Origin of the sequence: Acutalibacter caecimuris (assembly GCF_034335085.1) — a bacterium.
Classification (GTDB): domain Bacteria; phylum Bacillota; class Clostridia; order Oscillospirales; family Acutalibacteraceae; genus Acutalibacter; species Acutalibacter caecimuris.
The window spans coordinates 1-11716 of the sequence record NZ_JAWXXJ010000013.1; the positions used below are offsets into that span (position 1 = coordinate 1).

The 11716-nt window shown below is 52.3% G+C and carries 10 protein-coding genes, 1 tRNA gene and 1 pseudogene; 9 read left to right on the plus strand and 3 right to left on the minus strand.

Annotated elements, in window-relative coordinates; translation table 11 throughout:
- The 3 genes and pseudogenes from U8U01_RS09000 to U8U01_RS09010 form a co-directional block, all read left to right on the plus strand.
- A pseudogene (locus U8U01_RS09000) lies at positions 1-99 on the plus strand (IS5/IS1182 family transposase); the annotation flags it as partial.
- A gap of 51 nt (positions 100-150) precedes the next feature.
- Entirely contained in the window at positions 151-1506 is a 1356-nt protein-coding gene (locus U8U01_RS09005) for a sulfatase family protein (protein ID WP_322173508.1), read from the plus strand.
- Positions 1507-1518: 12 nt separating this feature from the next.
- A complete protein-coding gene (locus U8U01_RS09010; RefSeq protein WP_322173510.1) occupies positions 1519-2328 on the plus strand; it encodes an alpha/beta hydrolase in 810 nt (269 codons plus the stop codon).
- Positions 2329-3249: 921 nt separating this feature from the next.
- On the opposite strand, the gene U8U01_RS09015 is transcribed toward U8U01_RS09010, so the two are convergent.
- Positions 3250-3336 (minus strand) — tRNA-Leu (locus U8U01_RS09015).
- 163 nt (positions 3337-3499) lie between these two features.
- On the opposite strand from U8U01_RS09015, the gene U8U01_RS09020 reads away from it, so the two are divergent.
- The 6 genes from U8U01_RS09020 (at position 3500) to sigE (ending at position 8226) form a co-directional block, all read left to right on the plus strand.
- Positions 3500-4456 carry an ROK family protein gene (locus U8U01_RS09020; RefSeq protein WP_322173512.1) on the plus strand — a complete coding sequence of 319 codons (957 nt, stop codon included), beginning with the start codon at positions 3500-3502 and terminating at the stop codon, positions 4454-4456.
- A gap of 3 nt (positions 4457-4459) precedes the next feature.
- Positions 4460-5497, plus strand: coding sequence for an aldose epimerase family protein (locus U8U01_RS09025; RefSeq protein WP_322173514.1), 1038 nt, complete (start codon positions 4460-4462; stop codon positions 5495-5497).
- Positions 5498-5557: 60 nt separating this feature from the next.
- Positions 5558-5971 carry a bis(5'-nucleosyl)-tetraphosphatase gene (locus tag U8U01_RS09030; protein WP_322173516.1) on the plus strand — a complete coding sequence of 138 codons (414 nt, stop codon included), beginning with the start codon at positions 5558-5560 and terminating at the stop codon, positions 5969-5971.
- A 291-nt stretch (positions 5972-6262) separates the two neighbouring features.
- Complete coding sequence (locus tag U8U01_RS09035; RefSeq protein WP_322173518.1) at positions 6263-6502, plus strand: helix-turn-helix domain-containing protein; 240 nt, start codon at positions 6263-6265, stop codon at positions 6500-6502.
- A gap of 126 nt (positions 6503-6628) precedes the next feature.
- Positions 6629-7474, plus strand: coding sequence for a sigma-E processing peptidase SpoIIGA (locus tag U8U01_RS09040; RefSeq protein WP_322173520.1), 846 nt, complete (start codon positions 6629-6631; stop codon positions 7472-7474).
- A 23-nt stretch (positions 7475-7497) separates the two neighbouring features.
- Positions 7498-8226 carry an RNA polymerase sporulation sigma factor SigE gene (gene sigE, locus U8U01_RS09045; protein WP_437124390.1) on the plus strand — a complete coding sequence of 243 codons (729 nt, stop codon included), beginning with the start codon at positions 7498-7500 and terminating at the stop codon, positions 8224-8226.
- Positions 8227-8333: 107 nt separating this feature from the next.
- On the opposite strand, the gene U8U01_RS09050 is transcribed toward sigE, so the two are convergent.
- Positions 8334-11060 carry a family 78 glycoside hydrolase catalytic domain gene (locus tag U8U01_RS09050; protein WP_322173522.1) on the minus strand — a complete coding sequence of 909 codons (2727 nt, stop codon included), beginning with the start codon at positions 11058-11060 and terminating at the stop codon, positions 8334-8336.
- Positions 11061-11314: 254 nt separating this feature from the next.
- Positions 11315-11542 carry a hypothetical protein gene (locus U8U01_RS09055; RefSeq protein ID WP_322173523.1) on the minus strand — a complete coding sequence of 76 codons (228 nt, stop codon included), beginning with the start codon at positions 11540-11542 and terminating at the stop codon, positions 11315-11317.
- Between the last annotated feature and the right edge of the window lie 174 nt (positions 11543-11716).

Here is an 11716-nt window from a genome sequence, read left to right on the forward strand (position 1 = left end):
TGGAGAGGTATTGCCACTCGTTATGCCAAAACCTCGGATGCTTTTATCGCCGCGGTACACGTCCGTTGTATCGCCATTTGGGCTGCTATCCGTACTTAATTCGTGTAGACACTATCTAGAAGAAATCTATTATTTTAGGAGTGATTCTGCATGAAAAAACGACCCAATATCCTCTTCCTTTTTTCTGACCAGCAGCGGCATGATACGGTGAGTTGCTATGGGGAACCCTTAGGAGCCCACTTCAAGTTGACCCCCAACTTAGACCAGCTTGCGGCCGAAGGTACCCGGTTCGACAATGCCATGACCTGCCAGCCAGTATGTGGCCCGGCCCGGGCTTGTATACAGACAGGGAAACTTCCCTCCCTTTTGGGATGCCAAGTCAATGACCGTATGCTTCCCTTAAGTGAAAAGGGCATTGCCCATTTTTTTAACGAGGCCGGATATGAAACCGCCTATGTGGGCAAATGGCATCTGGCTTCCCACCACTCCTTAGAAGGAGGGCCGGATAGTGTTGACTATGAAACCACTGCCATACCACCCATTTACAGAGGGGGATACAAGGACTTTTGGGTGGCAGCGGATATTCTAGAGTTTACTTCTCATGGTTATGGGGGCTATATGTATGATGGAGATGGGGTAAAGAGGGAGTTTACCCACTACCGGGCCGATGCCACCACCGATTTTGCCCTGGAGTACCTACGCAAGGAGAAAACAGCCCCTTTCTTCCTATTCGTTTCCTATATTGAGCCGCACCACCAAAACGACCGCCGGTGCTTTGAGGGACCAGAGGGCAGTAGAGAACGGTTCAGTGACTTCCCAATACCTGGCGATCTGGAGGGAACAGCGGGGGATTGGCGAGAGCAGATGCCCGACTATTTAGGCCAATGCCAGAGCCTGGACGAGAATGTAGGGCGCATAGTGGAAGAACTGAAACGGCAGGGGGTGTATGAGGACACTATCATCCTGTATACCTCTGACCACGGCTGTCATTTTTGTACACGTAACGGCGAATATAAGCGTGCCTGCCAGGATAATAGCATCCATGTGCCGTTTATAGCAAGGGGCGGCGTGTTCAACGGCGGCCATGAAGTTAAGGAACTTACAAGCTTGCTGGATATTGCGCCAACCCTTCTGGAGGCAGGGGGAATCCAGGTTCCAGCCTATATGCATGGTGTACCCATGCAGCAACTGCTCACCCAGCCAGGCGTGCCTACCCATCAGGAAGTCTTTATCCAGATAAGCGAAAGCTGTGTAGGCCGGGCCTTGCGTACTCCGCGTTGGACCTACTGCATAGAGGCTCCAGAGGGTACGAACCCGTTGCTGGCAAGTTCACCGCTGTATGAGGAGCGCTACCTCTATAACTTGGAGGAGGATCCCTACCAGCGGGTAAATTTGGTCGCGGATCCGAAACATCAGTCAGCGCGGGAGTTTCTGCGGGCAAGGATGTTGGAACTCATCTGCCAGGAGGAAGGGCTACGTCCAGAAATCCGTCCGGCCCTTTCTTGAAAGGAGAGGCCTATGAAAATTGTTCGCTTTCATCCCACAACTGATACGGAGGCTAGCGTAGTGGGCTATCTGCACAGCCCTATGGGGGAGATGGAACAGCAGAGAGAGCGGTTCCCGGCCATAATTATTTGTCCGGGAGGAGGGTACCAGTGGATTGCTGACCGGGTGTCTGATCCGGTGGCCCTTCCCTTTTTTGCTAGGGGCTATCAGACCTTCATACTTAGTTATTCAGTAGGGGAGAATGCCCGGGGATTGCGCCCGTTAAGAGAACTGGCGGAAACAGTGCGGGCCCTACGGGATAATTCGGTGTGGCAGGTGGATCCGGGGAAGGTTGCGCTATGCGGGTTTTCCGCAGGAGGGCATCTTGCGGCATCCCTGGCAACGCTATGGGATTCCCCGGCGATCCAGGGACACTTGGAAATCCAAGACGACTGTTATCGTCCCAATGCCCTATTGCTAGGGTACCCAGTCATCACTGCCGAGGAGTTTGGCCATGTTCCGTCCATAGAAACTGTCAGCGGTTGCAAAAAAGGTGAGCCCGGATACGAGTTTTTCTCTATGGAACAGCACGTTACCTCCAAAACCTGTCCTACATTCCTCTGGCATACCGCTGCTGATGAGTTAGTTCCTGCAGAGAACAGCCTGCGCTTTGCTGAGGCTCTTCAGCAGGCGGGAGTGCCCTACGAACTACATATCTTCCCTAATGGCGGCCATGGTGCATCTGTATGTACCCAGGAGGTGGGACACTTAGACCCTCATACAGGGCAGTGGCTGGGATTGGCGCTTAACTGGCTAGACAGGGAATTTGGATTCAGGCAGTAGAAGGGGAGAAAAAGCCCAAGGGGAAGAACGCAGCGGGCGGCAAAGAGAGATTGTAAGAAAAGAGAGGAAGTGGCAAAAAGTTAGCATACAAAACCTCTCTTCTGAAATTTTGAAATAGGGATTGCCAGGTAGGACGGTGTGCGTCACGTCATCAACCTGAAATGTACAGGTGCTTTGTCTATCCTTCGATATAAAAAGGTTTATAACTGTGCTGCTATCGACCTGTTTACCTGGAAAGCAGTTGCCTAATAAATTGGGGGAAACTAACAGTACCCAAATGAGTCAAGAGCGCTTTCCACACGGTATACGGAAACTGAAAACAGGAGAGCCTTCGGTATTCTATATCGACCGCGGTATGATATACTTGGAGAAAGCATTTTGTGCTTAACTTAAGAATTGTTGGGAGTTACCCAATCGTTTTCAAGAGCCCATGTTCCATATAATAACTCCGTAACTGAGGAATTCTTCTTCAACCTAAAAGAGGGAGAACTCTACGGAACAAAATGCCGCTCTGGAAATGGTTGCAGGGTGGCAGTAGGCCATTACATGGCTTTCTATAAACGAACTGTGGCCCTATATTGTCAACCGACACTAGACACCTGATCAAAATGAACTTGTTTTTTCAGGAATCATATGGGGGCAAGTGAAAATTCTGATTAGAACATAGAAGATTGATGTTGGACAGTGCTTTTTTACAGCCATTTTGGACTTTTGGGACGTATATGTCCAAGTCAATAGAATGAAGTGCATACTCAGAACTCCATAGAGAGCCTGAAGAAAAGAAAATCACCTATTGTTGTCCAAACCCTGAGGTTTCAGATTGCAGTAGGTGATTTACTTAATTACAAAACCGTCTGCTTGCGGGTAAAAAAATTCGCGCACCCATCCATGTGGGTGCGCGAATTAGGATCAGCATTACGCTGGTGCCGCCGACCGGGCTTGAACCGGTACAGTATTTCTACCGAGGGATTTTAAGTCCCTTGTGTCTGCCAATTCCACCACGGCGGCTTATTTAAGGTTATTTTAGCATGAATAAATGTAAAAATCAAGAGTGCTGCTTTTTTGTAAAAAAATATGGAAATATTTTCAGAAAATATTTGCTTTCGAAGATGAAATATAGTATACTGTAACAGAAGGGGTGCGCCCCAATTTTTTCTAAGGAGTATGCGCTATGTATTATCTGGGAATTGACCTTGGCGGCACCAATATCGCCGTCGGAATTGTGGACGAGGACTGCAAAATCGTGGCAAAGGCCAACTCATCTACCGCGACCGAGAACGCGGAGCAGATTGCCGACGCTATGGCGGCCACAGCCCGCCAGGCGCTGGAAAAGGCTGGTATCACCCTGGCAGATGTACCTTGGGTCGGCCTGGGCTCTCCCGGCACCATTAACAAGGCCACGGGCATCATTGAGTATGCCAACAACCTGCCCTTCCTGAACACCCCCATGCAGAAGATGCTTTCGGAGCGCCTGGATGGTAAGCCTGTGTATATGGAGAATGACGCCAATGCAGCGGCCTTTGGTGAGTACATGGCCGGCGCGCTGAAGGGTGCCCAGGTGGCAATGGCCATTACCTTAGGCACCGGCGTAGGTGGCGGTATTATCATCGACGGTAAAATCTTCTCTGGTAGCAACTTTGCGGGAGCGGAGTTGGGCCATACGGTAATTGTGGAGGATGGTTGGCCCTGCACCTGTGGCCGGTTGGGCTGCTGGGAAGCCTATGCCTCTGCCACAGGGCTGATTAAAGCCACAAAACTACATATGGATGAGGCGCCTAAGGATGCCCCCCTGTGGACCATTGTGGGTGGGGATATTGACAAGGTGAACGGCCGCACAGCCTTTGACGCCATGCGCCAGGGTGACCCGGTCGGCCAGAAGATCGTAGATGAGTATGTAAAGCATTTGAGTGTGGGCCTGATCAACATGATCAACATTTTCCAGCCCAACATTCTGTGTGTAGGCGGCGGCGTGGGCAACGAGGGTGAGAACTTGCTGGCCCCTGTGCGGGTCATCGTGGAGAAGGAGCAGTACGGCCACAACCCCAACGCGGCTACTAAGATCTGCAAGGCACAGTTGGGCAATGATGCGGGCATTATTGGCGCTGCGATGCTGGGTAAGGAAGGCTGAGTTATGGCGGTTGAGAGCAAACACTTTGGAAACCTGCCTGGCGGACGGGCGGTACACGCCTATACCCTGCGTAATAAAAACGGCATGGAGGTCATTGTGTCCGATTATGGTTGCCGCGTGTTGCACCTGATGGTAAAAGACCGGGACGGTGTGCCTGGTGATGTGGTGCTAGGCCACCGGTCGTTGGAGGAATACTTCGGCAAGAACTATCAAGGGGCTGCGATTGGCCGGTTTGGGAACCGTATTGGCGGGGCTAGCTTTACCGTAGACGGTCAGGATTGTATGCTTGCCAAAAATGATGGGGAAAACTCTTTGCATGGTGGACCGGGCGGTTTCCATCAGGCCCTATGGGCTGCTAACTGCCAGGAGGATGAAGTGGTCTTTACCTTGGAGAGCCCGGACGGGGAGGAGGGTTTCCCCGGTGCGGTGCAGGTGTCTATTACCTATGCGCTGACAGAAGATGACATCTTGGCCATTACCTACCGGGCGAAAAGTGACAAGAAAACCCCCTTTAATCCCACGAACCACAGCTTTTTCAACCTTTCTGGCAACCCGGACAAGGATGTACTTGGTACCACGTTGACCATTAACGCCCAACGGGTTACGGCGGTCAGTGATGATCTTATTCCAACTGGTGCATTTATCCAAGTGGCCGGCGGACCACTGGATTTCCTCAGCCCCAAGCCTCTGGGGCAGGATATGTTTGCCCAGGATCATCTGATCCAGCTTTGCGGTGGGTTTGACCACAATTTCTGTGCCGACGGGTTTGGCTACCGCAAGATCGCAGAAGCCCATGAGCCGGAAAGCGGCCGTACCATGGAGGTATTTACCGATATGCCCGGCGTGCAGCTATACACCTTTAATAAGCCTGAGGAAGGGCTGACCGGTAAAAATGGGCGGCCTATGATGCCGCATACAGCTTTCTGCCTGGAAACACAATTCTACCCGGATTCCGTGCATCACCAGCACTTCCCGGGTGGTTGGCTGGAAAAGGATACGGAGTTTGTAAGCAAAACGGCCTATAAGTTTTCTGTAAAATAATTCAAAAGGGGCGTGGAGCGCTGAAAGCGCCCGCCCCTTTGCTTATATGGGGTGATGTAAATGAAGATGGAAAAATCCTGTGGGGCCATTGTGTGCAGGGAGAAGGAAGGCCTGCCGCAGGTATTGGTCATCCGCCATAGGAATGGGGGGCATTGGGGGTTTCCAAAGGGCCATGTAGAGGGTAACGAAACAGAGGAAGAAACGGCTAAAAGGGAAATCCGGGAAGAAACTGGGATGAAAGCCAGGATCGATACGGGGTTCCGCAAGGTGATTACCTACTCTCCTAAACCTCAGGTAATGAAGGATGTAGTTTTTTTTGCAGCTTCCTTAAACGGTGGCAATCTGGAACGCCAGGAGGCCGAGGTGGAGGAAGCACGTTGGGCCACCCTGGGCGAGGCCCTGGAACTGCTGACCTATGAAACGGAACGTGCGGTCTTGCGGGCATTTATTATCTATTACGAAAACAGGGGGTAAAAAGCCAGCATATAGGCTTACCGTCGTGGGCGCTGAAAAGGCCCACGGCGGTTTTTTGTTTCCTCCCCTTGTAAAAGACAAATAACCCCTAAAGCCAGCCCAAGTCCCCATGCAGCCCGGTGAAGGAACGCCAGTATGATGAAAACAATCCAGAAGTCCATGCAGCTAATCTCCTTTTCTTTTTGTTGAGTATACAACATTTGTGTTCATTTGTCAACATATGTATTCATAAGGCGTTGATGGGTATACTACACTCTTAAGATAGAGAGAAGAGGAGGGGATTTGCCTGTTATGAGCACAGCACAGTTGGATCCGCGGCTGGTAGGGCAAGTGATTGCCCGGTTCCGCCGCAGGAAAGGCCTAACCCAAGAGGTGCTGAGCGGGTTGGCGGACATTGGCCGTACGCATTTAAGTGCCATAGAAAACGGTGAGCGCAAGCCAACTCTGGAAACGCTCTATCGGATTAGCGGCGCATTGGGGGTGTCTATGTCTGCTATTGTGGCTGAAATTGAGAAAGAGATCGGGGAATAACCCTGATCTCTTTTTTTCTTTGATAGAATTTTTCTGCCACCCATAAACCGACAGAATCAAGCCCTGTGCCAGTCCTATAATGAAAGGGCGCGGAAAAACTGGTGGAGAGCGTTAGGGAGGAGCCGCATGACTGTTTATGCTGACGTGCTGGTGATTGTCAATCTCTATGTGGATTTCCTTTTGCTGCATTGTGTGCGGGGGTTCCTACGGCTGAAAACCGGGAACGGCAGGCTGATACTGGGGGCCTTGGCAGGGGCGGTTTGCGCGTTGGTGGGACTTCTGCCTATGCCGCGATGGATGGGGCCTTTAGCAGGTGGGCTTTGTGCTTTGGCTGCTGCCGCCGCTGCCTTTGCGCCGGTGCGTTTCCGATTGTTTGTACGTTGTTGGCTGTGTACCTGGCTGTTTTCTTTCCTATTGGCGGGGTTCCTGCTGTTCCTTATGCAGTTTGCCCCGCCCGGCTATATGGCGGTGGTAGGTGGGGCGGTCTACTTAAGCCTTTCTTTGCCACTGCTGTTTGTGTCCACCTGCCTGGCTTACTTGGGGTTTTGGCTATTTCGTCGGGTATTCCCCAGGGAATCATCAGCCCCTTTATGCCGGTTACGGGTAGAATACCAAGGGAAAAGTACCGAGTTATTTGCCAAGGCCGATACCGGTAATGCCTTGCGGGAGCCTTTTTCAGGCTTGCCGGTGATCGTCTGCCAAGCTGCGCCGTTAAAGGGTTTGGCTCCCCAGGCAGCCCTCCAAATGTTAGGGGCGGATACATCTTCAGCCGGGCTTGATGGCTATGAGGGGCTGCGGCTGATTCCCTTTGAAAGCGTGGGGGGCAAAGGATTGTTACCCGCCTTTAAGCCGGAAAAGGTCATACAGTCCAAAACGGGCCGGCAGCTAGAATGTTGGCTTGCTCTGACACAGACGCCCCTTTCTGCGGGACAGTTTTCGGCGCTATATAACCCGGATTTGTTTCCCGAATAAATCCACGAAGGAGGTCTTTTCCTATGTTGACAACAACCCTTTCCTCAATGATCCTCTGGGGGAGAATCCTGTTGCGCCGGCTGTTCCCCTTTTGGGGCGCAGAGCCGTGCCACTATATCAACGGCCCGGATACCTTGCCGCCACCGCTTACCAAAGAGGAGGAGGCCAGGGTTATGGAGGACATACGCAATGATGTGCCTGGGGCGCGGGAACCATTGATCACCCACAATTTGCGGCTGGTGGTGTACATAGCGAAAAAGTTTGAGAGCCCGGGGGCCGGGGTAGAGGATTTGATCTCTATTGGCACAATCGGGTTGATCAAGGCAGTGAACACGTTCCGGGTAGAGAAGAATATCAAGTTGGCTACTTATGCCTCCCGGTGCATTGAAAATGAAATTTTAATGCATCTGCGTAAAAGTTCCCAGCTACGTAACGAAGTTTCCATTGATGACCCCCTGAATGTGGACTGGGACGGCAACGAATTGTTACTCTCGGATCTCCTTGGCAGCGAGCCTGACGCGGTGAACCGTGACATCGAGCAGGAGGCGGAACGGGATATGCTGCTTAATGCGGTGAGCAGGCTGCCGCTTAGAGAGCAGAAGATCATGACGTTGCGCTTTGGGCTAGCATCTACCAGAGAGCACACCCAGAAGGAAGTGGCGGATGAGTTGGGGATTTCACAGTCCTACATATCCAGGTTGGAGAAACGGATTATCACCCGGCTACGGAAGGATTTGGAGAAAGCAGGATGAACCAAAAACAAAAAAGCGCCCCCACATAGCCGCCAAAGGCTTGTGGGGGCGCTGAATGTTGCTGTAGGTATTACACTCTGCTGGCCTGCCTATAATGACTTTAAGGCTTAGAAATGATAGGTGCCGGCACTTAAGGTTGCCTCCCTGCCGTCGGGTAGGGACAGCCGGGCAGTACAGTCAAAGGGGATCGTGACAGTGTAGTGGAGTGTTTCGCCGTCATACCGCCAGCTTACCTCATAGAAACCGGACGCCGTGTGCATGGACATTTTTGCACTGCGGATACGGGGGTCTGGCATTGGCCGTATAATGGCACGCTTATAACCGGGTGCATCCTCCACTGGGTTGAAACCGCACATATTCCGATACATCCAGTCCACAATAGATCCATAGGCGTAGTGGTTCAGGCTATTCATACCCATGCCGCTAATGGAGCCGTCCGGCAGTAGGGAATTCCAGCGCTCCCACACGGTGGTGGCTCCTAGCTTGACCTCGTTGAGCCAACTGGGGTAGTCGTCATTTAGGAAGAGGGTATAGGCCACGTCATTGGCCCCATTGTCCGAGAGGGCTCGGCATAAGAAGGGGGTGCCACAGAACCCGGTATCCAGGTGCCAGTTTTTGGCCTTGAGGCGGTCCTTTAACTGTTCCATGACCCGGTCTTTACAACCCTGGGGATAGAGGCCAAAAAACAAGCTGAGCACACAGGCGGTCTGGGTACCCTCAATTTTAAAGCTGCCGTCCGCGTGGAAGTATTCGCCCACAATGGCGGTGCGGATTTTTTCATGTAGAGCGGTATAGTCTGCCGCATCCTTTTCGTAGCCCAGGGCTTTAGCAGCCTTTGCGGTCAGCAGTGTGGAGTAAAAATAGAAACAACTGGCAGTGTATTGCAGGTCAGTGGCACCGAAGGGATTTTCCGCATCTTTAGGGTCGGGCTTGTCCAGGGCCAGCCAATCGCCTAGCTGATTACCACGCAACCATAGGCCCCGGTTACCGTCCAGTTGATCGTCTTGCCGGATGCGTTCTACCCAGGCTTTCATCACCGGGTACTCTGCCCGCAGAAGGGCCAGGTCGCCGTAATTCTCATACACAGCCCAGGGCATCATGGTGGCTACATCGCTCCAGATGGCACAGCCCTTGTGATTGTTCTTCTCAAAAGAGATATTGTCTGCCAGAACTCCTTTCAGGAATTCCTCCCGTTCGCCGGCAGGGCGGGCCTCCATAGCCGCCCGCAGAGCAGGATATTTGGCTAAAGCAGCGGCAAGCCCTTCGGTATCTTCCGGTTTCAGGCGGACAAAATCAGCCGGGTCAATGTCAAACTCGAAAGTCCGCTCTTCGGCTGCCTTAGGCGCGGGCACGTATACCGGCACTGCCCCCTTGTGATAGATCTGTTCCGCCCGCACATTCTCCATAAAATGGTGGAAGAAAGCAGGCATATAGATATTTTTGCAGGCAGTAGCGCTGATAATGGCCGCATCGCCTGTCCAGCCCAAGCGCTCATCCCGCTGGGGACAGTCGGTGGGGAGATCCAGGAAGTTGTCAAACTGCCCCCACAAAGCATTATGGAACAGTTGGTTTACCCGCACATTGTCTGTTTCAATGTGGCCAATGGGGTCTATGTCCGAGCGGATATGGCAGGCGGTGAAGTCACCGGGGTTTAGTGTTTCCAGACCCTCTACCATTACATAGCGGAACCCATAGAAGGTAAAACGGGGACGTACCCGCCGGGGCTTGCCATCAGAAATATATATGTACTTGGCCTTGGCAGAGCGCAAATTGTCCCGGTAGAAGCAACCCTGCTGCATGACCTCGCCGTAGCTGAGTTTTACCGTCCGCCCAGCAGGAACATCCACATTAAACTCTACCCAACCGGTCATATTCTGTCCAAAATCCAGCACCGTTTCCCCCTTCGGGGTGTGGATGACCTCCATAGGGGCAAACTCTTTTTTCTTCACAATCTTTGGCCCACGGCGGGGAACCAGAGGTGTCTGCTCCACCCGCTCTATTGCCGGGTGGGCGCTGGCTGTACAGCCAGGGGCGGACCATCCGGGGACGAGCCGGTTGGCGTCAAAGTGTTCGCCATCGTATATGTTGCTGAAAGTAACAGGGGAAGGGTAGCTTTTCCAACTGTTATCGGAACATATCATCGTTTCGCTGCCGTCTTTTGCGGTGATATGCAGTTCACAGATGGCTTGCATGGTATCGCCATATAGGTCATGGTAGCGGCTAAACACAATGTCGCCTTTATACCAGCCAGGGCCAAGCGCCAGCCCGATCACGTTCTGGCCGGCCTGTAGCAGGCTGGTCACATCAAAGGTCTGGTATTCCAGCGCAAAATCATAGCAGTGGTAGCCAGGCAGCAGGTATTCGTCCCCTGCCTTTTGGCCATTGATTTCTAGTTCATAGATGCCAAGGCCGCACACATAAGCCCTGGCGCTGGCAACCTCCCCAGCAAAGGTGAATTCTTTTGCCAACAGGGGCTGGGTTTCTTTGTCGGTGAACCCCCCGGAGATCCAACGGGCCTGCCAGGGTTCATCCTGTTTGGCGGTTTCAAACCAGGAACAAGCGCTGGCGCAGTCACCACCATCGCCCCATACGGTAACAGTCCAGTCATATCGGGTACGGGGGGCCAGGGGAATAGGGACCTCAAAGCCCAGGGAGGAGATATCTGCCCGTTTGCCACTGTCAAAAACCGTGTTGCCGCCTGTGGCAACAGTGATCTGTGCGGCGGCCTGTTTTTTGTCGATGGTATTCCCTGCGACCCAGGAGAATACCGGGTGTTCCATAGCAAGCCCTAACGGGTTAACAATGTGATTGGTGCGTAAATGGGTTAGTTTCACCTTTATCGTCCTTTCATTTTTAAATATGCCGGGCGGACTGTGTAAGTTACCTGTGAGATAGTGTTGAATGGGCAAATTGAGCAGGGAAAGCGGCGGGGTGTGCTGGAGTTTTCCTGTGCTACCTGCATTATACACCAAAACCATGCGGAATGGTAGGGGGATTTTGAAAAAACTACCAACTGAATTTGTAACAACCCAATGTAAAAAGGCAAACCGCTTAATTTTTGGCGGCTTACCTTTTTGGTACAGGGCGATTACAGCTTAAAGTCTTCCGGGTTGAAGGGGTTGGGTTTAAAGGTAGGGGCAGGGCGTGGATCCCGAAGGAGCGGGTCATACAGGTATTTGGGGCAGCCCCCCTCTGCACCGGGCGTACGGCCCAGGGTACAGACAGGGGAATCTCCGGGCTGGCCGTTATAGCTACAATAAGAGCAGTCTGGCGGTACCGAACCGCCGAAAGGCAGGGCCTGTTTCTTCTTAAACATATGCATCACCAAGATGATTATACCCGAAAAACCGATGGATTGCAAGGGAACATTAGGGATGTGGGATACCTATCTGGCAAGAGTAAGCGGCGTTTATCCCCGCTGCTTTTTCTCCGGCGAAAATACACGTAGGTTTGTTGCCTGATATAGCCGGTTTGTGTATGCAATTTTCAT